Below are 23479 nucleotides of genomic sequence, written 5' to 3' on the forward strand. Positions count from 1 at the left end.
AATTATGGCAAACGTAACTCTGAACGTCACTGATACTAAGGGCAAGGCAAGCGGAACCGTTGAAGCTCCTGCTGAAATTTTCGGCATCTCCAACGAAGACGTTTTGGCTCACGGTCCACTGGTTCATCAGGTCGTAATCGCTCAGCTTGCTGCTGCTCGTCAGGGCACCCATGCTGTGAAGAATCGTGCTAATGTTTCCGGCGGCGGTAAGAAGCCATGGAAGCAGAAGGGCACCGGTCGTGCTCGCCAGGGTTCCATTCGTGCTCCACAGTGGGTACATGGTGGCGTTGTTCACGGTCCAGTTCCTCGTAAGTACGATCAGCGCACCCCGAAGAAGATGAAGGCAGCTGCTCTTCGTTACGTTCTTTCGGATCGTGCAAATGCTGGACGTATTGCTGTAGTTGACTTTGGTATTAAGGATGTTCCATCCACCAAGGCAGCTGTTGCAGCACTTACCCCTGTGACCAATAACCAGTTCACTACTGTTGTTCTTTCTCGTGAGAACATCAATGAGTGGATGTCTGTACGCAACATTCCAACTGTTCACGTGATCTTCGCTGATCAGCTCAACACTTACGATGTTGTTACAGCTCAGTACGTCGTCTTCTCCAAGGAAGGCTTCGAAGCCTTCGTTGCTGCTAAGACCGAGCCTGTCGTTAAGGAGGCCTGATTTAAATGGTCGCAGTCCATAACCCAGCACATGACGTAATTCTTAAGCCAGTTGTTTCTGAAAAAAGTTATGCAGCTTCTGATCGTGGTCAGTACACTTTCGTAGTGGCTCCAGATGCTAACAAGGTTCAGATTAAGCAGGCTATCGAAGAAATCTTCAAGGTCAAGGTGACAAACGTTAACACTTTGAACCGCGCTGGCAAGTTGAAGCGCTCTCGCACCGGTTTCGGCCGTCGTGTGAACCAGAAGCGCGCTATTGTCACCGTGGCTGAAGGTCAAACGATTGACATCTTTGGTAACTGAAGGCTAGCCGAGAAAAGTAAAGGAATACTATATTATGGCTATCCGCGTTTATAAGCCGACGACTGCAGGCCGTCGTAACGCTTCGGTTTCGGATTTTGCCGAGATCACGCGTTCTACGCCTGAAAAATCGTTGGTACGCAAACTCAGCAAGACTGGTGGTCGTAACTCTTACGGCCGCATGACTTCTCGCCATCGCGGCGGCGGTCACAAGCGTCAGTATCGTCTCATCGACTTCAAGCGTTGGGACAAGGATGGCGTGCCAGCAAAGGTCGCTCATATTGAGTATGACCCTAACCGTTCCGCTCGCATCGCATTGCTGCACTACGCAGATGGTGAGAAGCGCTACATTATCGCTCCTGAAGGTATTGCCCAGGGTGACGTTATTGAGACTGGTGCTCAGGCTGATATTAAGCCAGGCAACAACCTGCCTCTGAAGAATATTCCAACCGGTACTGTGGTTCACGCAATCGAGCTTCGTCCACTTGGTGGCGCAAAGATTGCTCGCTCCGCTGGTGCTGCTGTTCAGCTCGTCGCTAAGGATGGCGCTTACGCTCAGTTGCGTATGCCATCTGGCGAAATTCGTAACGTTGACGCTCGTTGCCGCGCTACGATTGGCGAAGTTGGTAATTCTGATCACGCCAACATTGAACTTGGTAAGGCTGGTCGCGCTCGTTGGCTTGGTCGTAGGCCAATAACTCGAGGCGAATCCATGAACCCTGTGGACCACCCACATGGTGGTCGTACCCGTGGTGGCAAGCCGCCAGTTTCTCCATGGGGCAAGGGCGAGGTTCGTACACGTCGTCCAAAGAAGGCTTCGAACAAGATGATTGTTCGTCGTCGCCCGAATGGTAAGAACCGCAAGTAAGGGAGTGTCGAATAGATGACTCGTAGCATCAAGAAGGGCCCTTTCGTCGACGCCCACTTGCAGAAGAAAGTCGACGAGCAAAACGACAAGGGCACGCATAACGTCATTAAGACGTGGTCGCGTCGTTCGATGATCACTCCTGATTTCATTGGACACACCTTTGCCGTACACGATGGCCGCAAGCATGTGCCGGTATTCGTTACCGAAGCCATGGTTGGTCATAAGCTCGGTGAGTTCGCCCCAACCAAGACCTTCAAGGGTCATGTGAAGGACGACAAAAAGGCACGCCGCTAAAGGAGAGTTAGGACACATGGAAGCTAAAGCAATCGCTCGTCACGTCCGCGTGACGCCGCGCAAGGCTCGCCGCATGGTCGACCTCATCCGAGGCAAGCGTGCAAGCGAAGCTATTACCATTTTGAAGTTTGCTCCTCAGGACGCATCTTTGCCGGTGCGCAAGGTTCTTGAAAGCGCGATCGCTAACGCTCGCGTGAAGGCTGAAAAAGCCGGTGAACCATTCCGTGAGCAGGACTTGGTCATCAAGGAAACCTACGTGGATGAGGGTGTAACGCTTAAGCGTTTCCGCGCTCGTGCACAGGGTCGCGCTGCGCGCATTAACAAGCGCACAAGCCATATCACCGTTATCGTCTCGCTTAAGGAAGGAGCCCGCTAAAGATGGGTCAGAAGATAAATCCTTTCGGCTATCGCCTGGGCATCACCGAGAATCATCGTTCTAAGTGGTTCTCCGACTCCAACAAGGCTGGCGAGCGTTATCGTGACTTCGTCCTTGAGGATGACAAGATTCGCAAGGAAATGAGCCATGACCTCGAGCGTGCTGGCGTATCTCGTATCGTCATCGAGCGCACTCGTGATCGCGTTCGTGTTGATATTCACACCGCTCGTCCAGGTATTATTATCGGCCGTCGTGGTGCTGAAGCTGAGCGCGTTCGTGCAAAGCTGGAGAAGCTCACAGGCAAGCAAGTACAGCTCAACATCTTTGAGGTGAAGAATGCTGCACTTGACGCTCAGTTGGTTGCTCAGGGAATTGCGGAACAGTTGACAAACCGCGTTACATTCCGTCGTGCTATGCGTAAAGCACAGCAGGATGCCATGCGCGCTGGTGCCAAGGGTATTCGTATTAAGCTCTCCGGTCGTCTTGGTGGCGCCGAAATGAGCCGTTCTGAGTTCTATCGTGAGGGTCGCGTTCCACTGCAGACCCTTCGTGCCCTTATTGATTACGGCTTCTTTGAAGCCAAGACCACTTACGGCCGTATTGGCGTTAAGGTCTGGATTTACAAGGGTGATATGACCGAGCGTGAGTTTGAAGAGCAGCAGGCTCAGCAGGGTAAGCGTGAAGGTCGTCGTGGCGATCGTCGTCCACGTCGTGGCGCACGTCCTGCTAACCAGCAGAAGGCTGCTGAAGCACAGGCTGAAAAGCCAGCTGAAGCTGCAGCTGCTGAAGCTCCTGCCGCAACGGAAACGAAGGAGTGAGCAGATGCTTATCCCAAAGAGGACTAAATATCGTAAGCAGCACCGTCCTACCCGTAGCGGCATGTCTAAGGGTGGCACCGAGATTGCTTTCGGCGATTTCGGTATTCAGGCGCTGGCTCCGGCCTACATCACTAACCGACAGATCGAGGCAGCTCGTATCGCAATGACCCGCTACATTAAGCGTGGCGGTCGTGTGTGGATTACGATCTTCCCAGATCGTCCATTAACCAAGCACCCGCTTGGTGCGCGAATGGGTTCCGGTAAGGGTGCTCCAGAATTCTGGATTGCCAACATCCACCCAGGACGCGTAATGTTCGAGATCGGTGGTGTTTCTGAGGACATCGCTCGCGAGGCTTTGCGCCGCGCTATCGATAAGCTCCCAATGAAATGCCGCGTTATTGCGCGTGAAGGCGGTGACATCTGATGCCAGTCGGAACTGCAGACTACACCATCAAGAATTTGAACGAGAAGACCAATGCTGAAATTGAAGGCTTCTTGAAGAAGTCCAAGGAAGAGCTTTTTAACTTGCGCTTCCAGGCAGCAACTGGTCAACTTGAAAACAGCGCTCGCCTCAAGGCGGTCAAGCACGACATAGCCAGGATGTATACTGTCCTGCGTGAGCGTGAACTCGGCATCAGCCAAGAGCCTGGCGCCACTGAGGTCAAGGAGAAGTAAGCATGGCTGAGAACCAAGAGCGCAACTTCCGCAAGGTTCGTCGCGGCTACGTCGTGTCCGAGGCCATGGACAAGACGATTGCCGTTGAGCTGGAGCAGCGTTCGACACACCCGCTTTACGGTAAAGTCGTTCGCTCCACCCGCAAGGTCAAAGCCCATGATGAACACAACGAGGCACATATTGGCGACCTCGTGAGTATTATGGAAACTCGGCCCCTGAGCAAGACCAAGCGTTGGCGTCTCGACTCGATTATCGAGCGCGCCAAGTAAACAAGTTCGGCAAGGCTCCGCGCTTCACCTGTGTCTGTTCTTTGGGCAGGCACAGGTGAGTGGGGAGAACCAGCTCGGCTAAGGAGAATCAATGATTCAGCAGGAAACGCGGCTTCATGTCGCCGACAACACGGGTGCTAAGGAATTACTTGCCATCCGCGTGCTCGGTGGATCGAAGCGACGCTATGCCGGCATCGGCGACATCATCGTCGCCTCCGTCAAGGACGCGATCCCTGGCGGGTCGGTCAAGAAAGGCGACGTAGTTAAGGCTGTCGTCGTCCGTACTGTCAAGGAACATCGCCGTGTCGATGGTTCCTATATTAAGTTCGATGAGAACGCCGCCGTCATTCTCGGCTCTGGCCGTGAACCAAAAGGCACTCGTATCTTCGGACCAGTCGGTCGTGAATTGCGTGATCAGCACTTCATGAAGATTGTGTCCCTTGCCCCGGAGGTGATCTGATATGGTAGCCAAGATTAAGTCCGGCGACCAGGTGAAGGTTATCCGCGGTAAGGATCGCGGTAAGGAAGGCAAAGTACTTCGCGTACTTGCCGACGACCGTTTAGTCGTAGAAGGCGTTCAGGTCGTTAAGAAGCACGTTCGCGCCACCCAGCAGGGTCAGCAGTCGGGCATTGTTTCGGTTGAGGCTCCAATCCATCGCTCTAACGTGATGGTTATTGATCCAGAAACCAAGCAGCCTACTCGCGTCGGCGTGATTGTTAAGCAAGAGGCTCGTGACGGCAAGGTTAAGACCGTGCGCGTGCGTGTCGCCAAGAAGTCCGGAAAGGAGCTGGCATGACCGATACTACAGTTGAGTTGCCGGCAACTCCGCGCTTAAAGCAACAATACAAGGATGAAATCGTTCCAGCCTTGGAGAAGGAATTTGGCCACACCAATCCTATGCAGGTGGCTCGTGTACAGAAGGTTGTCGTCTCTATGGGCGTCGGCGCTGCAGCACGTGATTCCAAGCTCATCGAAGGTGCGATTAAGGATCTCACTTTGATCACCGGCCAGAAGCCAAAGGTCACTAAGGCAAAGAAGTCTGTCGCACAGTTCCATCTGCGCGAAGGCCAGGCTATCGGTGCTTACGTAACCCTTCGTGGCGATCGTATGTGGGAATTCTTGGATCGTTTGCTTACTCTGGCTTTGCCTCGTATCCGCGATTTCCGTGGTATTAACGGCAACCAGTTTGACGGTCAGGGTAATTACAACTTCGGTCTTACGGAACAGTCTATGTTCCATGAGATTGATCCTGACTCGATTGATCATCAGCGTGGTATGGACATCACCGTGGTGACTACCACCAAGGACGATGTGGAGGCCAAGTCTTTGCTTAAGCACCTCGGTTTCCCATTCAAGGAGAACTGAAATGGCAAAAACCGCTCTGAAAAACAAGGCGGCCGCTAAGCCGAAGTTCAAGGTACGCGCTTATACGCGTTGCCAGGTTTGTGGTCGTCCTCACTCCGTGTATCGCAAGTTCGGTCTGTGCCGCATCTGCCTTCGTGAGAAGGCTCATCGCGGTGAGTTGCCGGGTGTTACGAAGTCCAGTTGGTAAATATCGACGCTGAAGGTCCACTGCCTAAAGACAAAGGTCTTATATAGAGGCGGTGGAAACCACGGCGAGAAAGGGCGTTAGCCCACATGACAATGACAGATCCAATCGCAGACATGTTGACACGTCTGCGTAACGCGAGCGCGGCAAAGCACGATACCGTGGAAATGCCGTACTCCAAGTTCAAGGCGAATATCGCCGAGATCCTTAAGCACGAAGGCTACATTAAGGACTTCGCTGCTAAGGAAGCTAAGGTTGGACAGACGTTGGAAATTACGTTGAAGTATGGCTCCAATGGCCAGCGTTCTATCCAGGGCATCAAGCGCATTTCTAAGCCAGGCTTGCGTCGTTACGCTAAGTCTGATGCTTTGCCAATGCCTCTTGGTGGTCTCGGTATCGCTATTATCTCGACCAGCTCGGGATTGTTGACTCAGAAGGAATGCCTCGACCGAGGCATTGGCGGCGAAATTGTCGCCTACGTATGGTGAGAAAGGAGAGCTGAAGATGGCATCGCATATTGGTAAGCTCCCCGTCGACATTCCTCAAGGCGTGGAAGTAAAGATTGAAGGTCAGTCCTTCAGCGTCAAGGGCGCTAAGGGTTCTGACTCCTATGTAATTCCAGAGGGCATTACCGCGGAAGTTGCTGAGAATCAGATTGTTTTGACTCCAGTTGACGATTTGCGTCCAACTCGTGCAAAGCACGGCTTGGCTCGTGCAATTGTTGCTTCCATGGTTAAGGGTGTGCATGAAGGCTACACCAAGACTTTGGATATTGTTGGTACCGGTTATCGTGCAGTAATGAAGGGCAAGGGCATTGAGTTCTCGCTCGGTTATTCTCACACTATTACCGTTCAACCACCTGCAGGTATTGAGTTCGAGTTGCCAAATCCTAACCAGGTAATCGTTAAGGGCACTGATAAGCAGACTGTTGGCCAGGTTGCTGCTAACATCCGCAAGCTTCGTGCTCCAGAACCTTACAAGGGTAAGGGTATTAAGTACACCGATGAACGTATCCTGCGCAAGGCTGGAAAGGCTGGTAAGTGATATGAGCGTTAAGATTTTCGGTAAGGGTACCAAAGTCGCACGTTTGCGTCGTCACGCCCGTCTTCGTAAGCATATTGCTGGCACATCTGAACGTCCTCGTTTAGTTGTTTCTCGTTCTAACCGCCACATGGTTGCTCAGATTGTGGACGATACCAAGGGCATTACTTTGGTAAGTGCTTCCACTTTGACAGCTGACTTCGCTGGTTTCACCGGTACGAAGACTGAAGCTGCAACCAAGGTTGGCGAATTAGTAGCGGCTAAGGCGAAGGAAGCGGGCATCACCGCTGTAGTCTTCGACCGTGGCGGTAACAAATATCATGGTCGCGTCGCAGCAGTAGCTGAAGGCGCCCGTCAGGGAGGTCTAGCACTGTGAGCGACAACGAAAAGGAAACCCAAGTGGCTGAAGAAACTCAGAACACTCAGGCATCCGCTGAGCAACGCAACGATGATCGTCGTTCTCGCCGCAATAAGGGCGAGGGTAAGCGCGGCGAGCGTCGTAATCGTCGTGAAGAAAACCGCGGCGAAGAGCTTCTGGATCGCGTAGTTACTATTAACCGTGTTTCCAAGACCCACAAGGGTGGTCGTACCTTCAGCTTTGCAGCACTTGTTGTTGTGGGCGACGGTAAGGGCACTGTTGGTGTTGGTTACGGCAAGTCTCGTGAAGTTCCAGCAGCTATCGCTAAGGGTCAGCTTGACGCTAAGAAGCATATGTTCACTGTTCCACGTATTCGTGGTACCGTCACTCATCCAGTGCTCGGTCACGATGCTGCTGGTACCGTGTTGCTTCGTCCAGCTGCTCCAGGTACTGGTGTAATCGCTGGTGGTGCTGTGCGTGCTGTTATGGAGTGCGCTGGCATTACAGATATCCTCACCAAGTCCATGGGTTCTGCGACCGCTGTAAACGTGGTGCGCGCTACTGTGGACGCTTTGAAGAAGCTCGAAGAGCCAGAAGAGATTTCTGCTCGTCGTGGTCTTTCTCTTGAGGAAGTTGCTCCTGATGCTTTGCTCCGTGAGCGCGCTGCCGGCATTGCCGAAGCTCGCAAGGCTCGCGAAGAAGCTCAGGCCGCCAAGGCAGCTGAAGCAAAGGATGGTGAGTGATGTCTAATTTGAAGATCACTCTGGTGCACGGTTTGGTTCATACCACTGAGCGCCAGCGCGCGAATGTTCATACGCTCGGCCTTCATAAGATTGGTCATAGCGTAGTTCGTGAAGACACCCCCGTCAATCGTGGCTTGGTCATGGCCGTGCGCCACCTGGTGAGCGTCGAGGAGGTCGACTGATTATGGCTAACGAAGAACCAATGCTGCATATGCACACATTGCGTCCAGCTCCAGGAGCTAAGAAGGATCGTATCCGCGTAGGCCGTGGTGAAGGCTCCAAGGGTAAGACCTCGGGTCGTGGTGACAAGGGCACAAAGAAGCGTTATCAGGTTCGTCCTGGCTTCGAAGGTGGCCAGCTTCCACTTTACATGCGCTTGCCTAAGTTGCGTGGATTCAAGAGTCCTTTCAAGAAGGAGTTCCAGGTCGTTAACGTTGCAGCTCTCGCTGAACTCTTCCCAAAGGGTGGCGAAGTTACTGTAGCTGACCTTATTGCAAAGGGCGCCGTGCGCGATGGTTACCCAGTTAAGGTTTTGGGCGATGGTGAATTGACTGTTGCTTTGAACTTGAAGGGTATGAAGGCTTCTGCTTCTGCTAAGGCAAAGGTTGAAGCTCAAGGCGGCTCCATCAGCGAAGAGTAGGTAGAACTACTTTAAGCTTGATGCAGTTATAAAGCTGTAGATAGTCCCTCTAGCGTTGTCTAGGGGGACTATTTTTATCGACAAAACTCACCAATAAGCTGTTTCAGTATGCACCGTGAGTTAAACTATTGCCTCAGAGTTTGTTTTTTGCACTGTTGCGCCTAGGAGTGCGCGAAAAAAGGGAGGAAGACCCAGGTGAAAACGTTAATCCAGGCCTTCAGGACGAAGGAGTTGAGGAATAAGATCCTCTTCGTCTTCGCTATGATTATCATCTACCGTATCGGTTCGTTTATTCCGATTCCAGGTGTTGACTATAAAGTAATTAGTGATTGCACAACTAAGCTGGCTTCGTCAAAAGAGAACTTTATTGGGTTGGTCAACTTGTTCTCCGGCGGCTCGCTGCTGCAGCTTTCCATCTTTGCTTTGGGTGTAATGCCTTACATTACAGCTTCCATTGTGATTCAGCTTCTTCGCGTTGTTATTCCTCGCTTCGAAGCGTTGCATAAGGAAGGTCAGTCTGGCGAGACAAAGCTTACGCAGTACACTCGTTACTTAACTATTGGTTTGGCTGTTTTGCAGTCAACAACAATTTTGGTAACTGCTCGTTCAGGCGCTTTGTTTAATTATCAGTGCGGTCAGGTTATTCCAGATGGTGGCTTCTGGAGCTTGGTTGTAATGGTTTTGATTATGACCGGCGGCACTGGTTTAATTATGTGGATGGCAGAGCTTATTACAGATAAGGGCATCGGCCAAGGTATGTCCGTCTTAATCTTTATGTCTATTTGCTCCGGCTTCTTGCCAAAGCTTTGGGATATTGGTTGGGGCACCAACGGTTCTGATGGTGATTGGACTAAGTTCTCCATCGTTGGTGGTGTGCTTCTTGTAATTCTTGTTTTCGTTGACTTTGTGGAACTTGCACAGCGTCGTATTCCTGTGCAGTACACTCGTCGCATGATTGGTCGAAAGATGTACGGCGGATCTTCCACTTATTTGCCGTTGAAGATTAATATGAGCGGTGTTATTCCACCAATCTTTGCTTCTTCTATTCTTGCTGTTCCTACTCTTATTGCTCAGTTCGGAGATAAGAGCAAGCCTTGGGTACAGTGGATTGAGAACAATTTGGCAAATTCCACGTCTGCTTGGTATATTGCCCTATACACTGTGATGATTGTGTTCTTCTGCTTCTTCTACACCGAGATTACTTTTAATACGGATGAAACTGCAGATAACATGAAAGAGTATGGCGGATTTATTCCTGGAATCCGCGCCGGTAGCGCAACTAGCAACTACTTGAGCTATGTTATGAACAGGCTTAACACTGTCGGCGCTATTTATTTGCTTTTCGTTGCTTTGATTCCTACCGTTTTGATTATGGCTTTGCACTTGAATACAAAGTTGCCATTCGGCGGTACAACGATTCTGATTATTGCTGGCGTAGGTTTGGATACTTTGCGTCAGGCAAAGGCTCAGACTGAACAGTTCCAGTATGCTGGTTTCTTGTTCAATCACGAAAATCAAAAGCAAGTATCTAAGTAAATAAAATAATTTGTGAAGAATCAAGGAGATGAATATGCGATTGCTGATTATGGGTCCTCAGGGCGTTGGCAAGGGCACTCAGGCTGCTTTGTTAAGCGAGCATTACAATATTCCAGCAATTTCTACTGGTGATATTTTCCGCTATAACTTAAAAAATCAGACTGAGCTTGGCAAGCAAGTGCAGGTTTATCTTGACAAGGGCGAGTTGGTTCCAGATGAGCTAACAAACAGCATTGTTAAGGATCGTCTTGCACAAGATGATGCTAAGAATGGCTGGATTCTCGACGGTTATCCTCGCAACGCTTCCCAGGTTCAGGCTTTGGATTTAATGTTGGAAGAACTTTCAACTCCTCTCGACCACGTCGTGGCTTTAGAGGCTGAGCGTGAGGTTTTGCTCGAGCGCATGCAGAAGCGCGCAGTAGAGCAGGGTCGTTCTGACGATACTCCAGAAGTTATTGCTAAGCGTTTGGAAACATACGAAAAAGAAACTGCTCCGCTTCTTGATATTTACGATAGCCGCGGTCAGTTAGTTGAAGTTGATGGTGTTGGCGATATTAAAGAAATTAATAATCGCATCATTGAATCGCTAAACTAATAGCAGTAGAACAATAATACTAGACTGATTTATTACAGTCAGGTTTGTGTGAGAAATGCGCCCCATGCGACACGCCGAGTGTTGTATAGGGCGCATTTACTGTAATATAGAAGATTGGCGTGTCTTCGGATGCGCGAAGTAGTATGCCCAAGGATCGGAACGAGGCTCATGGCAAAAGACGGTGTGATTGAAGTCGAAGGCAAGGTAGTCGAAGCACTGCCGAACGCGATGTTTCGCGTTCAGCTCGAGAATGAGCACATCGTTCTAGCTACGATTTCCGGAAAAATGCGCAAGAATTATATCCGCATTCTTCCGCAGGATCGTGTAGTGCTGGAGATGAGTCCATACGATCTGAACCGTGGACGTATTACGTACCGTTATAAGTAAAGGTACAAGCAAAGGAAAACCATGAAGGTCAGCCCTAGCGTGAAGAGGATCTGCGAAAACTGCCGCGTGATCCGCCGTCACGGCCGCGTCATGGTGATCTGCATTAACCCACGTCATAAGCAGCGTCAGGGCTGAGCAGATTTCCATCGCGGAATACAAAGAATAAGGCGCTAAGTCACAGCAGAAGCTGAACCCTGGGTGCGCAGGCCCAGGCCGCATCTAATAATGCGGAAGACTTGGTGCACGACCTGCGTAACAGTAAAGGAATTACAATGGCACGTCTTGCCGGAGTAGATATTCCCAATGAGAAGCGCATTGAGATTGCCCTCACCTACATTTTTGGTGTTGGCCGCACTCGCGCTAAGGAAACGCTTGCCGCGACCGGTGTGAATCCGGACACTCGCGTCAAGGATCTTACGGATGAACAGCTGATCACCTTGCGTGATTATCTCGAGGCTAATTACAAGATCGAGGGCGATTTGCGTCGTGAAATTGACGCAGACATCCGTCGTAAGATTCAGATCAACTGCTATCAAGGCCAGCGTCATCGCAAGGGTCTTCCTGTGCGTGGTCAGCGTACCAAGACTAATGCTCGTACCCGTAAGGGCCCGAAGCGTACTGTCGCCGGGAAGAAGAAGGCCACCCGATAGTAGTCGGTGGTCGGCTCTAGGCCACGGATACATTTCCATCGTCTAGACATACCAACTCATTCGTCATTAGGAAACGAGGGTCAATGGCAGCTGCAAAGCAAGCCTCGCGCAAGCCGCGTCGCCGGGACCGCAAGTCGGTGCCGGTTGGGCAGGCGCATATTAAATCAACATTCAATAACACGATTATCTCCATCACCGATCCATCCGGTGCAGTCCTTTCCTGGGCTTCCGGTGGTGACGTCGGCTTTAAGGGTTCCCGTAAGTCGACTCCTTACGCTGCAGGTATGGCTGCTGAGTCTGCCGCTCGTAAGGCAATGGAGCATGGCCTTAAGAAGGTCGACGTGTTTGTTAAGGGTCCAGGTTCCGGTCGTGAAACCGCTATCCGTTCCCTCCAGTCCGCGGGTCTCGAAGTTGGTTCTATTACCGACGTTACCCCGCAAGCGCATAACGGCGTACGCCCACCAAAGCGTCGCCGCGTCTGAGCACTCTTACGAATCCATCCATCCAACCCGCTTATGGGCGGCGAGTGCACCACCGACCAGAAGCTGAAAGGATACCAAAGTGCTTATCGCACAGCGTCCGACACTTACCGAGGAATCACTGAATCCCCAGCGTTCTCGCTTTACTATTGAGCCGTTGGAACCAGGTTTTGGCTACACTCTCGGCAATTCGCTGCGTCGTACCTTGTTGAGCTCCATTCCAGGTGCTGCCGTTACTTCGGTACGCATTTCCGGAGCTTTGCATGAGTTTACGACTCTGCCAGGTGTTGAAGAAGATGTCACTGAAATTCTGCTGAACATCAAGGGCATCGTGCTCACTAGTGAGTACGACGAGCCTGTAGTGATGTATCTGCGCAAGAATGGTAAAGGTGAAGCAACCGCTGGAGACATTACTCCTCCGGCTGGCGTTACTATTGCCAACCCTGAATTGCATATTGCTACACTTGCTGAAGATGGTGAACTTGAGATTGAGTTTACTGTTGAACGCGGTCGCGGCTACGTACCAGCTCAGATGAACAAGCAGGAGAACAGCGAAATCGGCCGCATTCCTGTGGATTCGATCTACTCGCCAGTTTTGAAGGTGAGCTATAAGGTCGAAGCTACCCGCGTGGAACAGCGCACGGACTTCGATAAGCTCATCCTGGATGTGGAAACCAAGCCAGCTATTACACCGCGCGATGCTGTTGCGTCCGCAGGTTCAACCTTGGTTGAGCTTTTCGGCCTTTGCCGTGAGCTTAATCTTGAAGCCGAAGGTGTTGAAGTTGGTCCAGCGCCAATGCGTGAGGAATCTGATTCCCAGCTGGCTACACCGATTGAAGAAATGAATCTTACCCAGCGCAGCTACAACTGCTTGAAGCGCGAGGGTATTCATACAGTCGGCGAATTGGTAGTTCACACTGAGCAGGATTTGCTCGATATTCGTAATTTCGGCATGAAATCCATCGATGAGGTCAAAGAGAAGTTGCAGACCATGGGTCTGTCTTTGAAGGCTTCGCCGATTGGCTTCGACGCCAATAATCTCGAAGGTGGCACTTTCTTCTCGCCTGAAGACGAGTAGAATTCACCTGCAATCGTCGTAAATTCGGATGTTCGGGTTGATGCCCACCTGAGTTTTCGGCAATTGCGACAATAAGGAGTAATAATGCCTACACCGAAACAAGGCCCTCGTCTGGCTTCTAGCCCGGCTCATGAGCGCCTGATGCTGGCCAACATGGCGACCAGCCTCTTCCAGCACGGTCGTATTGTGACGACGTTGCCAAAGGCAAAGCGTCTTCGTCCGCTTGCTGAGCGTTTGATTTCATTCGCTAAGCGTGGCGATTTGCATTCGCGTCGTCGCGTGTTGCGCGTGATTCGCAACAAGTCCGTGGTTCACGTTCTTTTCACTCAGATTGCTGAGCAGATGAAGCAGCGTGAAGGCGGCTACACCCGCATCGTGAAGATTGCTCCACGTCGTGGCGATACCGCTCCTCAGGCAATTATTGAGCTTGTAACTGAGCCAGTAAGCCCAAAGAAGGCTGTTGTGAAGGAAGCTGAAGCAGCTACTAAGGTAGCAGCTAAAGAAGAAGCTGCCGAGTAGTCAGCATTTCAGCTTTACGCATCGGTAAAGTAAATCTTAAAGTTAAGCGTAAAATCGCTTCTTGAAGAATTGCTAAAACGAGTCGAGGATTTCCTCGGCTCGTTTTTTATTTGTATTATTATTGAATTATGTCGAATGTTATTGATTTGTTGCGCAACGATTTCTCTACCTTCGCTCAGCGCAAGTTTAATGCCGTAGATGCGCTGATTTTGTGCGAGCTATCTTATATAAATATGCCAACGTACGTGCCAAAATATTGCGATAATCCAAAGAATATTTCTACTGTATCTATTAACGAATTGCTTAGAATAGAAGAATATTCGTCAATGTTTTCTTCTGGATCTCCCAAAGTAGATAAATTCCGCAGGAAGCTGCTTCTTGCTGTCGCTTCCAGCCCTAGGTATAGGGGAATTCGCGTAGGGGAGTATCTTGAGAGGTTTGATGAATCAAATATTGACGAATCATTAGAGCAGCAGTTTGCTGGAGTTACTTTTGATCTTAGCAATTGCGAGGGGATTGATAATCCTCATACTCTTGTTGTTGCGTATCGCGGCACTGACAGTACGCTTGTTGGGTGGAAAGAAGATTTCAACATGGCTTTCCGCTGCCCAGTGCCAGCGCAAGAATCTGCTGCTGAATATTTGACTTCTGTAGCGCAAAGATATAGCAAGCGTTATTCTAATAAAAACTTCTTTAATAAAAACTTCTTTAATAAACTTTGTGCGAACAAAATTTTTGCCCGCTTTTCAAAATCTTCCGTAGACTTGCAAAATAATAATCCAAATATTATTGTTGTCGGTCATTCAAAAGGTGGGAACATGGCTGCTTATGCGGCTATGCGCTTAGATGCTACAAGTCAAAAACTAGGTGATCTTGTATCAAAAATTTATTCTATGGACGGACCTGGTTTTGCGTCTGATGTAGTGGATACAAGCGTTTTTGCGAATGTTTCAAGTCGTATTGAAAAAGTAGTTCCGCAGTCTGCCTTTATTGGATTGATTATGGATACGGGAGTGCCGTATAAGGTTACATTTGCCGATTCGATTGGATTAATGCAACATTTTGGCATGTATTGGCAGATTAAAAATGGTGATTTTGACTACTGTGATTGCGTAACTCCGCGCGCTCTGGCCGTTTCTAAGGCTGCAAACGAGTGGATGATGAATCTGCCATTCGAGGAGCGAAAGCGCAGAATTGACAGCGTTTACAGCATTTTTAGCAGTTTGGGTTACCCAACTTTTGATGAAATGTCTTCTCATTGGTCGGAGGTTGTTCCTAAATTATTGAAGATTGCAATGCATATGGATTCAAAAACTTATGAGCTTATTCGTAGTGTTATGAGTGCTTTTGCGCTTGCGGGCGGCAGCTCTTCGGATAAGAAAAGCTAGTGGAAAGTCTGTTTGGAAAGGTTTTGAATGCGACTTCGCTTAGATTTAGCTTACGATGGTGGCGGATTTTACGGTTGGGCTAAGCAGCCTACTTTGCGAACTGTGCAGGGTGAAATTGAGGGGGCTTTGCACACAGTATTGCGTGTGCCAGAAGGGGATGCTGCTGAGCCGCTGCGCCTTACTGTGGCTGGTCGTACGGATACGGGCGTGCATGCGTCGCATCAGGTTTGTCATCTTGATGTTTGTGAAGAAACTTTGCTGCGATGCGTAGGGCATACCGGATTGAACGGTGTTTGCGCGCTCGAGTACCGGCTTAAGCATGTTTTGCCGCAAGATATTTCGTTGAATAAGGTAAGTGTTGCTCCACTTGGTTTTGATGCACGCTTTTCTGCGTTGGAGCGCACGTATGTGTATCGTATTTGCGACGCTTCTGATTATTGTGATTACGATCCTCGTATGCGTGGTTTTGTTTTGAAGCTTGACGATGTTTTGGATGTTGATGCAATGAATCAGGCTGCTGGGCTTATGATTGGCCTTCACGATTTTGGATCTTTTGCGCGTCCTAATCCTGGCGGCACCACTATTCGCGATGTAAAGAGTGCTTGTTGGGAACGTGTTGGGGAGCGCGCTAATGACGTGCGCGTTAAGCTTAAAACTGGATGCGTGCCGCCTGTTGAGCAGGGTTTGCTTGAGTTTACTATTGTTGCTGACGCTTTCGCTCACAATATGGTGCGCTCGCTTGTGCAGGCTTGCGTGCAGATTGGGCGTGGAAAACGTTCTCTTGATTGGTTTGCTGAGAAGATTAATACGCCGCTTCGAGAAGGTTCTACTGGGCCGATTGCGCCGCAAGGGTTGACTTTGGAATATGTAGCTTATCCGCCGGATGATGAGCTTGCTTCTCGTGCGGAGCAGATTCGTGCTCGCCGTGATTCCGCTGAGTTATAGCGTTTCAACTCGCCAGAATTTTATATTCGCGCCATGGTTTACAATTGAAAAGTTGCGTTTGTGCGCGCTTTTGTTGCGCCAAATTGCAAGTGGATGAATGTCCGAGCGGTCTAAGGAGCACGCCTCGAAAGCGTGTGAGGGTAAAATCCTCCGCGAGTTCGAATCTCGCTTCATCCGCGAATTAACCAAGCCTAAAGCATGTAAATTGCTTTAGGCTTTTTGGCCTATAACCCAATTATTCTATTTCAAAACCAAATTTGTCTCTGCAGGGTAGCCGAGCGCGTAGGCGCGCAATAATCTGGAAGTAATCAGCTTTATTACAGCATCTTTAAAATCCTTATGCGCTTGAACAGCAGAGTATTCGTAGCTTGTTTCGTCGCGATTGTTTTTTGACGCGCTTTTAGTTTTATTTTCTTCAATAACTATTATTTGATTAAAAGCAGTAAGTTCAGTTCGTGCGCAATCCATATAAGCTATGGCTGCAATCGGCAAATCTTTTCCACTTGCATTATCTTGCGCTTTTCCACTTTCAAGAGCGTCGGATGGAATCTCATATATTTTTTTGCGCAAATCATCGCCTTTTCCGGATGCGTTCATAAAAGTTTGAGCATTTGTTGATGCCATATCGCTATATTCCAAAGGCAGTCCTGGAACTTTTTTTGCGGCTAAAGTTTGTAGTATAAACGCTAGCTGGTCTTCTGCAGCTGCTGCGCTGGCCAAAGGGTGATGTGTCCATTGAAAATTGTTGTAATGCTTTACTGTTTTTGTAAATTGTATATAAGCGTTACGCTCTAGTTGATGAGTTATTGAAGATTCTGCGTTTTCTGGTGTAGCTGTGTTTTCTGTGCTTTTGTAAGTATTTTCTTCATCGCTTGTGCCAGAAATTTCTTCAGCAATTTCTTCAGCAATTTTTGACTTATTATTTTCAGATTCTTTAGATAATATTTCCCATTTTGCTTGCGCGCTATAAACAATACTTTCGCTTAATCTTCCTGGACATTGCTGTGCTACAGTTTCCCATTCTTTTGCAGAAGATTCCAAGTCTGAAGCAGATATATTATTTGCGTTGTTTTCAATAAATTGTTGATTTTTTTGCGCTAAACGGTAGGCTTTTGCGCAAATATTTTCGCCAGAAGTAGATTTTACAGTATGATCTACGTGAATGTTTTGCAATGTGCCGCAAGATGCTAGAGTAAAAACTAGCGTAGGTGTCAATAAAGCACAAACGAAAATCTTAAGCGCAATTTTTATGCTGCGCATTGCGTTAGTGCGTACGGCTTTTAACAAAACATAAAGTGTCTGCATAATCTACTAAAATAGCCACTGACTGTGACCAATATCGACTGTGTTAATTCAGTAAGATATTGGCTTGTCTGCAACTTAAAGCAAATCTGATTATAAAAGCTATATCAGAAGGCAGAACAGTTGCAAAAAATAATAATCATAAATGAATGCGTTATAACGAGAGGACGTGCGCGATGGAATTGGATTTGGCGGGAATGCATCAGCTTGCGGCACAGCAGGGGATTAATGCCGAGGAGCTGGACGAGGCGCTCGCCGAGGCCTTGCGTCTTGCGTATATGAAAACCGCTCATCCTGCAAAGCATGTGCGAGTTGAATTGGACGAACGTGCAGGTTCGTTCACTGTGTGGGCTAGGGATGAAATTCCTGGTAAGCCTACTGAAGATAACCCGTATCCGGCTCCAACGCTGGGTGAAGAGTATGATGATACTCCTCGCGATTTTGGCCGTCTTGCTGCGGCAACAGCCCGTCAAGTTATTAGCCAAATCTTCCGTAAGGCTGAAGATGATCGCGTATTTGGTGCTTTTTCTGGTCAAAAAGGCAAGCTGATTAATGGAATTATTCAGCAGGACGCCAAAGATACTACTAATATTCATGTTGCTGTTGGGGATGTTGAAGCGATTTTGCCTCGCCGCGAGCAGGTTCCAGGTGAACGTTACCGTCATGGCGAGCGTATTCGCGTGTATGTTGTTAATGTTGCGCGTGGTCTTCGCGGACCAGAAATTGTGGTTTCTAGGTCGCATCCTGAGCTTGTTCGTCGTCTTTTTGAGCGTGAGGTTCCAGAACTTGTTTCTGGTGCTGTTTCGATTATGGCGATTGCTCGAGAGGCTGGAGCTCGCACAAAGATTGCTGTACGTGCTAACTCTGAGGGCGTTAATCCAAAGGGCGCTTTGATCGGTCCTGGCGGTTCTAGGGTTCGTGCTGTAATGGAAAACTTGGGTCAAGAAAAGATTGATATTGTCGATTGGTCGGATGACCCAGCAAAGTTTGTTGCCGCAGCGCTTTCTCCAGCAACTGCTACACAGGTGCAGGTAGTTAGCGAAAAAAGTCAGACTGCAGTTGCGTTTATTCATGATGCTCAGCTTTCACTTGCTATTGGCAAGGAAGGTCAGAATGCTCGTTTGGCTGCAAAGCTGACTGGTTGGAAGATTGGCATTGAGTCGCAAGAAGAGCATGATAAGAAAGTTGCTGCAGCTCAAGCTCAAAACGCATAATCTTTAGTAGTGGCGACACTCGCACCAATCCAACGTTTCGAGTATGCTGAAAGCTGGAATCTGGGCGAAAAGGCAGTAGCATCGTCCTGCACAAGACGAGGTACAAGATCATGGTCGCACGATGATATATCGCACGATAATAAATAATAAGCTCGCAATAATGTAAAGTGGCCGCGCGCGCTAGCGCTGCCACAGACAGAGGAGAACACTGAGTGGTTAAAAAGCGCGTGTATGAACTGGCCAAAGAATTTGGTGTAGACAGTAAAACCGTGTTGGAGCGTTTGAAAGGCATGGGCGAATTTGTTAAGTCCGCTTCTTCAACAGTTGAGGCTCCAGTAGTGCGTCGTTTGCAGGCGGCGCTGGCAGCTGAAGGAAATCAAGCAGGCAGTAAGTCAGGTAGCAAGCCTGCTAAGGCTGCGGCAAATCCTGCTTCAACTACAGCTTCAACTATAGCTTCAAAGCAAGCTGCAAATCAGTCTGTAAATCAGTCTGCAAAACCTTCTGCACCAAAAGCTAAGTCTCAGGCTGAATCTCAGAAGCACTCTGCAGGCAATCAAAATTCGGAGCAATCCGAACGTTCTGCAGCTTCTAAGCCATCACCAAAGTCTGAAGCAAATCACTCTCGCACGAATCATAATCCTCGTCCATCTTCTTCTGGCGAATCAAAGCATGCAGAGCGTCGTGGTGAAAATCGAGAAAATCACGAAAATCGTGCGCAAATGCCTCCTCGTCCGCGCCCGCATCAGGGTGCTCAGGGAGCAGGTAATGCAACACCTCGTCCTGGGAATAATCCGTTTAGCCGTAAGCAGGGCATGCGTTCTCCTACCCCTGGAGATATTCCTCGTCCTCACCCAATGTCTCGTCCAGGCGCTCAAGATGGCCGCGGTGGTCGTCCAGGCCAGGGTGGAGCAGGTAATGCAAATGGTGCTCGCGGTGAACGTGGCGGGAATCGTTCTCGCGGCGGTCGCTCTAACCAAGGAGCTGGGCGTTCTCAGTGGTCAGGCCAGCGTCGCGGTGGCGCAGGTAATGGTTCTGGCTCTTCAAATAGCAGGCCTTCTGCAGAATCGCGTTTTAATGCTAATCAAGCTGCAACTTTCCAGGCTGCGGCTGCTGGTGCTCCTAATGGTGGTCCATCTCGCGGCGGCGGTCGCGGTAGGGCTGGTGCTGCAGGCGCATTCGGCCGTCAGGGAGGTAAGTCTTCTAAGGCTCGTAAGAACCGTTTAGCGAAGCGTCGTGAATACGAAGAGCTTAAAGCACCAGTTATTGGCGGCGTGCGCATTCCTTCTGGTAATGGCGCTACTATTCGTTTGCGTCAGGGTGCAACTCTTTCTGACTTGGCAGAAAAAATTGATGTCAATCCAGCAGCTTTGGTAACTGTGCTCTTCCACTTGGGAGAAATGGCAACTGCTACGCAGTCTTTGGATGAGTCGACATTCCAGATTTTGGGTGAAGAAATCGGCTGGAATATCAATATTGTTTCTGCTGAAGAAGAAGATAAAGAGCTTTTGCAGCAATTCGATATTGATTTAGATGAAGAAGAGTTGCAGGAAGATGACGATTTGCAATCTCGTCCACCTGTTGTTACCGTTATGGGTCACGTTGATCACGGTAAAACTCGCTTGCTCGACACCATACGCAAGTCGAATGTTATTGATCGCGAAGCTGGCGGTATTACGCAGCGAATTGGCGCTTATCAGGTAACTGTAAATCTTGAGGGTAAGCCTCGCAAGATTACATTCCTCGATACCCCAGGTCACGAAGCGTTTACTGCTATGCGTGCTCGCGGTGCTGAGCTTACAGACGTTGCTATTCTTGTTGTTGCAGCAGACGACGGCGTGATGCCTCAGACTGTTGAAGCAATTAACCACGCTCAAGCGGCTCACGTGCCAATTGTTGTGGCTGTGAACAAGATTGATGTTGAAGGCGCTAACCCAGACAAGGTTCGTGGTCAGCTTACAGAATACGGTTTGGTTGCTGAAGAGTACGGCGGCGACACCATGTTTGTGGATATTTCCGCAAAGCAGGGTACGAACGTTAATAAGCTTCTTGAAGCTGTGCTTCTTACTGCAGACGCAGAGCTTGATCCTAAAGCAAATCCAAATATGGACGCTCGCGGCGCAACTATTGAAGCTCGACTCGACAAAGGTCGCGGTGCTGTTGCAACTGTTTTGGTGCAGCAGGGTACTCTTCATGTTGGTGATTCTATTGTTGCAGGCACTTCTTACGGCCGTGTTCGCGCTATGCTCGACGAAAACGGAAACCACTTGCAGGACGCGGCTCCTTCCACTCCTGTTCAGGTGCTTGGTTTAACTTCTGTTCCAACCGCAGGCGATCTGTTCTTGGTTACTTCGGACGACCGTTCTGCTCGTCAGATTGCGGAGAAGCGTGCAGCTACAGAGCGTGCAGCTCAGCTTGCTAAGCGCCGCAAGGTTGTGTCTCTTGAAAGCCTTAAGGAACAGTTCGCTAAGTCTGAAGTTGACATGCTGAACATTGTTATTAAGGGTGATTCTTCCGGTTCTGTTGAGGCTTTGGAAGATTCCTTGATGAAGATTGAGGTTTCTGAAGAAGTTGGAATCCAGGTTATTCACCGCGGTGTTGGTGCAATTACTCAGAACGATGTGAACTTGGCAACTGTTGACAAGGCTGTGATTATTGGCTTCAACGTGCGTCCAAACCGCCAGGTTGCAGATTTGGCAGATCGCGAGGGCGTGGAAGTTAAGTACTACTCTGTTATTTACAAGGCAATTGAAGATATTGAAGCTGCTTTGAAGGGTATGCTTAAGCCGGAGTTTGAAGAAGTTGTTACTTCGCATTCCGAAATTCGCGAAATCTTCCGTTCTTCCAAGTTCGGCAATATTGCTGGTGTTATGGTTCAAGACGGCGAAGTCAAGCGCGGTACGAAGTGCCGTATTTTGCGCGACGGCGTTGCTACAGTCAACGACCTGGAAATCTCCAGCTTGCGTAGGTTTAAGGATGACGTGCAGTCCGTTAGCGAAGGTTATGAAGCAGGTATTAACCTTGGAAGCTTCAACGACATTGAGCTTGGCGACGTAATCGAAACCTTTGAAATGAAGCAGATTGAGCGCAAGTAATATGGCAGGAACAAATCCTAGAGCTGCTCGTATTGCAGCGTTAATTCAGCGCGTAATCGCCTCTAATATGGAGTCGCAGTTGCACGATAAGCGTCTTGCTAGTGTAACTATTACGGAAGTTCGAGTTACTAACGATTTGCAAATTGCAAAAGTTTATTGGACTCAGCTTGGTCATGCTGGAAAAGAGCAGGGTGAGCGTCAACGTGCAGCCCAGGCTTTACAGCAGGCTCACGGACGTTTGCGATCCTTGGTTGGTGCAAAAGCTGGCTTGCGTTTAACTCCGCAATTGCAATTCGTTTACGACGAAGTGCCTACGGAAGCGCACGAAATTGAGGATATTTTGGTTGCTGCTCGTCATCGTGACGAAGAGTTAGCTAAAATGCGCGAAAACGCTAAGTATGCTGGCGAATCTGATCCGTATAAGAAACCGCATGAAGATGATGAGTCTGACGACGATTTTGAAGATGACGACTTTGAAGATGACGAACCTGCAGAATCTTCAGAACCTTATGAATCTGCAGAATAGCGCGAAAAAATCTTAATTTGCATATGACGCAATTCACACCATCTTCCGGCATTTTACTTGTAGACAAGCCGCAGGGAGTTACAAGTCACGACGTTGTAGCCTGCGCTCGTCACCTTTTGCACACAAAACGTGTAGGTCACGCAGGAACGCTAGATCCTATGGCAACAGGTTTGCTAATCGTAGGTTTTGGTAACGCAACGCGCTTGCTTAACTACATGCTAGGTCACAACAAAACCTATGAGGCGGTAATTCGCTTGGGTGAGTCTACGACTACAGATGATGCAGACGGTGAGATTTTGCAACAAAACAATCTGCAATTAGGTCCGGGAGTTGTTACTAAAGCTGCAGACGATTTGCTTTTGAAGCTTCTTCTTGAAAGCGATTCTTGTAATAGTGAGCTCATAAACCAAGCTTTTGAGCGCATTAAGCAAGTTATTAAAGAAAACTTAACTGGCAAAATTATGCAAGCTCCAACCGCTTTTTCTGCAATTAAAATTAACGGTCAGCGAGCATACGATTTAGCTCGCGAAGGAAAAACTGTAGAAATTCCGTCTCGCGAAGTAACTATTAGCGATTTTTATGTTGCTAATCCTTGTATTTTGCGCGGCAAAAGCGGAAGAAAAGTATGCGATATTACTGCAACTGTTTCTTGCAGTAGTGGCACATATATTCGTGCTTTAGCGCGCGATTTAGGCCGTATTCTTGGAGTTGGTGGGCATCTTATTTCGCTTCGACGCACAAGCATCGGCGATTTTTCAGTAACAGATCCTCGCGTTCTTAAACTTCGCACGGAAACTCGCGAATTTACCGATAGGGAAGGTGTTTTACAAAAACGTTCAAAAGCTGTGCTGGAAAAAGATTTTGACGCCGATATTTGTCTTTCTAAAACCTGCTTAAACATGTTTGAAGCAGCCGAGCATACTTTACCAATGCTACAAATTGACGAAACTCAAGCTCGAGACTTGCGTTTTGGGCGCTGGCTTAGTTTTGAATCAGAAGAAAATTCTCAACAATATCCTGCAATAGCCTACGTTAAATCCTCAAACAATGCGCAAAATGACGTTGTTGCTGTAGTTGAGCAAGCAAAAAATAGCAAAACTAATCAAATCAAACCAATTGTGGTATTTCCGGCAAGCCAGAAGACTGGTAAACTGTATTAAGGATTGA

General features: G+C 48.9%; 34 protein-coding genes and 1 tRNA gene. 34 read left to right on the top strand and 1 reads right to left on the bottom strand.

Annotated features, from left to right (window positions below; translation table 11 throughout):
• Positions 1–4 precede the first annotated feature (4 nt).
• From rplD to HXT35_RS04880, 30 genes are all read left to right on the top strand, one after another.
• Positions 5–670, top strand: a complete 666-nt coding sequence (gene rplD, locus HXT35_RS04735) for a 50S ribosomal protein L4 (protein WP_004135723.1) — start codon at positions 5–7, stop codon at positions 668–670.
• Between the two features lie 5 nt (positions 671–675).
• Positions 676–972 carry a 50S ribosomal protein L23 gene (gene rplW, locus HXT35_RS04740; RefSeq protein WP_004105515.1) on the top strand — a complete coding sequence of 99 codons (297 nt, stop codon included), beginning with the start codon at positions 676–678 and terminating at the stop codon, positions 970–972.
• Positions 973–1006: 34 nt separating this feature from the next.
• The gene (gene rplB / locus HXT35_RS04745) at positions 1007–1837 is read left to right on the top strand and encodes a 50S ribosomal protein L2 (RefSeq protein ID WP_004129060.1); all 831 of its coding nucleotides are present in this window, start codon (positions 1007–1009) and stop codon (positions 1835–1837) included.
• A gap of 15 nt (positions 1838–1852) precedes the next feature.
• Complete coding sequence (gene rpsS, locus HXT35_RS04750; protein ID WP_004114357.1) at positions 1853–2131, top strand: 30S ribosomal protein S19; 279 nt, start codon at positions 1853–1855, stop codon at positions 2129–2131.
• Between the two features lie 16 nt (positions 2132–2147).
• Entirely contained in the window at positions 2148–2507 is a 360-nt protein-coding gene (rplV, locus tag HXT35_RS04755) for a 50S ribosomal protein L22 (protein WP_004105510.1), read from the top strand.
• A 2-nt stretch (positions 2508–2509) separates the two neighbouring features.
• Positions 2510–3325 carry a 30S ribosomal protein S3 gene (gene rpsC, locus HXT35_RS04760; protein ID WP_004129057.1) on the top strand — a complete coding sequence of 272 codons (816 nt, stop codon included), beginning with the start codon at positions 2510–2512 and terminating at the stop codon, positions 3323–3325.
• Between the two features lie 4 nt (positions 3326–3329).
• The gene (gene rplP / locus HXT35_RS04765; protein WP_004109684.1) at positions 3330–3749 is read left to right on the top strand and encodes a 50S ribosomal protein L16; all 420 of its coding nucleotides are present in this window, start codon (positions 3330–3332) and stop codon (positions 3747–3749) included.
• Complete coding sequence (gene rpmC, locus HXT35_RS04770; protein ID WP_004129054.1) at positions 3749–4000, top strand: 50S ribosomal protein L29; 252 nt, start codon at positions 3749–3751, stop codon at positions 3998–4000. The genes rplP and rpmC overlap by 1 nt, the downstream gene beginning before the upstream one ends.
• A 2-nt stretch (positions 4001–4002) precedes the next feature.
• Positions 4003–4269, top strand: coding sequence for a 30S ribosomal protein S17 (gene rpsQ / locus HXT35_RS04775; RefSeq protein ID WP_004114365.1), 267 nt, complete (start codon positions 4003–4005; stop codon positions 4267–4269).
• Positions 4270–4360: 91 nt separating this feature from the next.
• Complete coding sequence (gene rplN, locus HXT35_RS04780; protein ID WP_004129052.1) at positions 4361–4729, top strand: 50S ribosomal protein L14; 369 nt, start codon at positions 4361–4363, stop codon at positions 4727–4729.
• A gap of 1 nt (position 4730) precedes the next feature.
• On the top strand, positions 4731–5066 hold the full coding sequence (rplX, locus tag HXT35_RS04785; protein ID WP_004129050.1) for a 50S ribosomal protein L24: 336 nt from the start codon (positions 4731–4733) through the stop codon (positions 5064–5066).
• Positions 5063–5635, top strand: a complete 573-nt coding sequence (rplE, locus tag HXT35_RS04790) for a 50S ribosomal protein L5 (RefSeq protein WP_004129048.1) — start codon at positions 5063–5065, stop codon at positions 5633–5635. The genes rplX and rplE overlap by 4 nt, the downstream gene beginning before the upstream one ends.
• 1 nt (position 5636) lies before the next feature.
• On the top strand, positions 5637–5822 hold the full coding sequence (locus tag HXT35_RS04795) for a type Z 30S ribosomal protein S14 (protein WP_003808046.1): 186 nt from the start codon (positions 5637–5639) through the stop codon (positions 5820–5822).
• A gap of 86 nt (positions 5823–5908) precedes the next feature.
• Entirely contained in the window at positions 5909–6307 is a 399-nt protein-coding gene (gene rpsH, locus HXT35_RS04800) for a 30S ribosomal protein S8 (protein ID WP_004105495.1), read from the top strand.
• Between the two features lie 16 nt (positions 6308–6323).
• Complete coding sequence (rplF, locus tag HXT35_RS04805; protein ID WP_004129046.1) at positions 6324–6863, top strand: 50S ribosomal protein L6; 540 nt, start codon at positions 6324–6326, stop codon at positions 6861–6863.
• A 1-nt stretch (position 6864) separates the two neighbouring features.
• Positions 6865–7236 carry a 50S ribosomal protein L18 gene (gene rplR, locus HXT35_RS04810; RefSeq protein ID WP_004109670.1) on the top strand — a complete coding sequence of 124 codons (372 nt, stop codon included), beginning with the start codon at positions 6865–6867 and terminating at the stop codon, positions 7234–7236.
• A complete protein-coding gene (gene rpsE / locus HXT35_RS04815; RefSeq protein ID WP_004129033.1) occupies positions 7233–7961 on the top strand; it encodes a 30S ribosomal protein S5 in 729 nt (242 codons plus the stop codon). The genes rplR and rpsE overlap by 4 nt, the downstream gene beginning before the upstream one ends.
• Entirely contained in the window at positions 7961–8143 is a 183-nt protein-coding gene (gene rpmD / locus HXT35_RS04820) for a 50S ribosomal protein L30 (RefSeq protein ID WP_004105491.1), read from the top strand. Before rpsE ends, rpmD begins: the two co-directional genes overlap by 1 nt.
• Positions 8144–8145: 2 nt before the next feature.
• Positions 8146–8601: a 50S ribosomal protein L15 gene (gene rplO, locus HXT35_RS04825; protein ID WP_004129030.1), complete on the top strand. Its 456-nt coding sequence runs from the start codon at positions 8146–8148 to the stop codon at positions 8599–8601.
• 195 nt (positions 8602–8796) lie between these two features.
• The gene (gene secY / locus HXT35_RS04830; RefSeq protein WP_004129026.1) at positions 8797–10137 is read left to right on the top strand and encodes a preprotein translocase subunit SecY; all 1341 of its coding nucleotides are present in this window, start codon (positions 8797–8799) and stop codon (positions 10135–10137) included.
• A 34-nt stretch (positions 10138–10171) separates the two neighbouring features.
• On the top strand, positions 10172–10732 hold the full coding sequence (locus HXT35_RS04835) for an adenylate kinase (protein ID WP_004129023.1): 561 nt from the start codon (positions 10172–10174) through the stop codon (positions 10730–10732).
• 168 nt (positions 10733–10900) lie between these two features.
• Complete coding sequence (gene infA, locus HXT35_RS04840; RefSeq protein WP_004129021.1) at positions 10901–11119, top strand: translation initiation factor IF-1; 219 nt, start codon at positions 10901–10903, stop codon at positions 11117–11119.
• A 21-nt stretch (positions 11120–11140) separates the two neighbouring features.
• A complete protein-coding gene (gene rpmJ, locus HXT35_RS04845; RefSeq protein WP_003842636.1) occupies positions 11141–11254 on the top strand; it encodes a 50S ribosomal protein L36 in 114 nt (37 codons plus the stop codon).
• A 137-nt stretch (positions 11255–11391) separates the two neighbouring features.
• On the top strand, positions 11392–11769 hold the full coding sequence (rpsM, locus tag HXT35_RS04850; protein ID WP_004105472.1) for a 30S ribosomal protein S13: 378 nt from the start codon (positions 11392–11394) through the stop codon (positions 11767–11769).
• 83 nt (positions 11770–11852) lie between these two features.
• On the top strand, positions 11853–12251 hold the full coding sequence (gene rpsK / locus HXT35_RS04855) for a 30S ribosomal protein S11 (RefSeq protein WP_004105468.1): 399 nt from the start codon (positions 11853–11855) through the stop codon (positions 12249–12251).
• A 79-nt stretch (positions 12252–12330) separates the two neighbouring features.
• A complete protein-coding gene (locus tag HXT35_RS04860) occupies positions 12331–13326 on the top strand; it encodes a DNA-directed RNA polymerase subunit alpha (RefSeq protein ID WP_004129016.1) in 996 nt (331 codons plus the stop codon).
• A gap of 84 nt (positions 13327–13410) precedes the next feature.
• The gene (rplQ, locus tag HXT35_RS04865) at positions 13411–13845 is read left to right on the top strand and encodes a 50S ribosomal protein L17 (protein WP_004129014.1); all 435 of its coding nucleotides are present in this window, start codon (positions 13411–13413) and stop codon (positions 13843–13845) included.
• Between the two features lie 128 nt (positions 13846–13973).
• Positions 13974–15233 (top strand): Mbeg1-like protein, encoded by a 1260-nt coding sequence (locus HXT35_RS04870; protein ID WP_004129012.1) that lies wholly within the window; start codon positions 13974–13976, stop codon positions 15231–15233.
• Between the two features lie 27 nt (positions 15234–15260).
• A complete protein-coding gene (gene truA, locus HXT35_RS04875; protein WP_004129010.1) occupies positions 15261–16178 on the top strand; it encodes a tRNA pseudouridine(38-40) synthase TruA in 918 nt (305 codons plus the stop codon).
• A 91-nt stretch (positions 16179–16269) separates the two neighbouring features.
• Positions 16270–16355 (top strand) — tRNA-Ser (locus tag HXT35_RS04880).
• Between the two features lie 63 nt (positions 16356–16418).
• On the opposite strand, the gene HXT35_RS04885 is transcribed toward HXT35_RS04880, so the two are convergent.
• The gene (locus HXT35_RS04885) at positions 16419–17483 is read right to left on the bottom strand and encodes a hypothetical protein (protein WP_421787964.1); all 1065 of its coding nucleotides are present in this window, start codon (positions 17481–17483) and stop codon (positions 16419–16421) included.
• Between the two features lie 173 nt (positions 17484–17656).
• On the opposite strand from HXT35_RS04885, the gene nusA reads away from it, so the two are divergent.
• From nusA to HXT35_RS04905, 4 genes are all read left to right on the top strand, one after another.
• Complete coding sequence (gene nusA / locus HXT35_RS04890; RefSeq protein ID WP_004129004.1) at positions 17657–18694, top strand: transcription termination factor NusA; 1038 nt, start codon at positions 17657–17659, stop codon at positions 18692–18694.
• A gap of 212 nt (positions 18695–18906) precedes the next feature.
• Positions 18907–21786: a translation initiation factor IF-2 gene (gene infB / locus HXT35_RS04895; RefSeq protein ID WP_004129002.1), complete on the top strand. Its 2880-nt coding sequence runs from the start codon at positions 18907–18909 to the stop codon at positions 21784–21786.
• A gap of 1 nt (position 21787) precedes the next feature.
• Positions 21788–22312 (top strand): 30S ribosome-binding factor RbfA, encoded by a 525-nt coding sequence (rbfA, locus tag HXT35_RS04900; protein WP_004129000.1) that lies wholly within the window; start codon positions 21788–21790, stop codon positions 22310–22312.
• A gap of 23 nt (positions 22313–22335) precedes the next feature.
• Positions 22336–23472 (top strand): tRNA pseudouridine synthase B, encoded by a 1137-nt coding sequence (locus HXT35_RS04905; RefSeq protein WP_004128998.1) that lies wholly within the window; start codon positions 22336–22338, stop codon positions 23470–23472.
• Positions 23473–23479: the final 7 nt, after the last annotated feature.

Origin of the sequence: Gardnerella sp. DNF01141, assembly GCF_049244255.1 — a bacterium.
Lineage (GTDB): Bacteria > Actinomycetota > Actinomycetes > Actinomycetales > Bifidobacteriaceae > Bifidobacterium > Bifidobacterium vaginale_E.

Excerpts from the sequence above, each read along its gene's own strand:
- rplD (WP_004135723.1), top strand. The coding sequence starts at position 5 with ATGGCAAACGTAACTCTGAACGTCACTGATACTAAGGGCAAGGCAAGC.
- rplW (WP_004105515.1), top strand. The coding sequence starts at position 676 with ATGGTCGCAGTCCATAACCCAGCACATGACGTAATTCTTAAGCCAGTT.
- rplB (WP_004129060.1), top strand. The coding sequence starts at position 1,007 with ATGGCTATCCGCGTTTATAAGCCGACGACTGCAGGCCGTCGTAACGCT.
- rpsS (WP_004114357.1), top strand. The coding sequence starts at position 1,853 with ATGACTCGTAGCATCAAGAAGGGCCCTTTCGTCGACGCCCACTTGCAG.
- rplV (WP_004105510.1), top strand. The coding sequence starts at position 2,148 with ATGGAAGCTAAAGCAATCGCTCGTCACGTCCGCGTGACGCCGCGCAAG.
- rpsC (WP_004129057.1), top strand. The coding sequence starts at position 2,510 with ATGGGTCAGAAGATAAATCCTTTCGGCTATCGCCTGGGCATCACCGAG.
- rplP (WP_004109684.1), top strand. The coding sequence starts at position 3,330 with ATGCTTATCCCAAAGAGGACTAAATATCGTAAGCAGCACCGTCCTACC.
- rpmC (WP_004129054.1), top strand. The coding sequence starts at position 3,749 with ATGCCAGTCGGAACTGCAGACTACACCATCAAGAATTTGAACGAGAAG.
- rpsQ (WP_004114365.1), top strand. The coding sequence starts at position 4,003 with ATGGCTGAGAACCAAGAGCGCAACTTCCGCAAGGTTCGTCGCGGCTAC.
- rplN (WP_004129052.1), top strand. The coding sequence starts at position 4,361 with ATGATTCAGCAGGAAACGCGGCTTCATGTCGCCGACAACACGGGTGCT.
- rplX (WP_004129050.1), top strand. The coding sequence starts at position 4,731 with ATGGTAGCCAAGATTAAGTCCGGCGACCAGGTGAAGGTTATCCGCGGT.
- rplE (WP_004129048.1), top strand. The coding sequence starts at position 5,063 with ATGACCGATACTACAGTTGAGTTGCCGGCAACTCCGCGCTTAAAGCAA.
- HXT35_RS04795 (WP_003808046.1), top strand. The coding sequence starts at position 5,637 with ATGGCAAAAACCGCTCTGAAAAACAAGGCGGCCGCTAAGCCGAAGTTC.
- rpsH (WP_004105495.1), top strand. The coding sequence starts at position 5,909 with ATGACAATGACAGATCCAATCGCAGACATGTTGACACGTCTGCGTAAC.
- rplF (WP_004129046.1), top strand. The coding sequence starts at position 6,324 with ATGGCATCGCATATTGGTAAGCTCCCCGTCGACATTCCTCAAGGCGTG.
- rplR (WP_004109670.1), top strand. The coding sequence starts at position 6,865 with ATGAGCGTTAAGATTTTCGGTAAGGGTACCAAAGTCGCACGTTTGCGT.
- rpmD (WP_004105491.1), top strand. The coding sequence starts at position 7,961 with ATGTCTAATTTGAAGATCACTCTGGTGCACGGTTTGGTTCATACCACT.
- rplO (WP_004129030.1), top strand. The coding sequence starts at position 8,146 with ATGGCTAACGAAGAACCAATGCTGCATATGCACACATTGCGTCCAGCT.
- HXT35_RS04835 (WP_004129023.1), top strand. The coding sequence starts at position 10,172 with ATGCGATTGCTGATTATGGGTCCTCAGGGCGTTGGCAAGGGCACTCAG.
- infA (WP_004129021.1), top strand. The coding sequence starts at position 10,901 with ATGGCAAAAGACGGTGTGATTGAAGTCGAAGGCAAGGTAGTCGAAGCA.
- rpmJ (WP_003842636.1), top strand. The coding sequence starts at position 11,141 with ATGAAGGTCAGCCCTAGCGTGAAGAGGATCTGCGAAAACTGCCGCGTG.
- rpsM (WP_004105472.1), top strand. The coding sequence starts at position 11,392 with ATGGCACGTCTTGCCGGAGTAGATATTCCCAATGAGAAGCGCATTGAG.
- rpsK (WP_004105468.1), top strand. The coding sequence starts at position 11,853 with ATGGCAGCTGCAAAGCAAGCCTCGCGCAAGCCGCGTCGCCGGGACCGC.
- rplQ (WP_004129014.1), top strand. The coding sequence starts at position 13,411 with ATGCCTACACCGAAACAAGGCCCTCGTCTGGCTTCTAGCCCGGCTCAT.
- HXT35_RS04870 (WP_004129012.1), top strand. The coding sequence starts at position 13,974 with ATGTCGAATGTTATTGATTTGTTGCGCAACGATTTCTCTACCTTCGCT.
- truA (WP_004129010.1), top strand. The coding sequence starts at position 15,261 with ATGCGACTTCGCTTAGATTTAGCTTACGATGGTGGCGGATTTTACGGT.
- HXT35_RS04885 (WP_421787964.1), bottom strand. The coding sequence starts at position 17,483 with ATGCAGACACTTTATGTTTTGTTAAAAGCCGTACGCACTAACGCAATG.
- nusA (WP_004129004.1), top strand. The coding sequence starts at position 17,657 with ATGGAATTGGATTTGGCGGGAATGCATCAGCTTGCGGCACAGCAGGGG.
- rbfA (WP_004129000.1), top strand. The coding sequence starts at position 21,788 with ATGGCAGGAACAAATCCTAGAGCTGCTCGTATTGCAGCGTTAATTCAG.
- HXT35_RS04905 (WP_004128998.1), top strand. The coding sequence starts at position 22,336 with ATGACGCAATTCACACCATCTTCCGGCATTTTACTTGTAGACAAGCCG.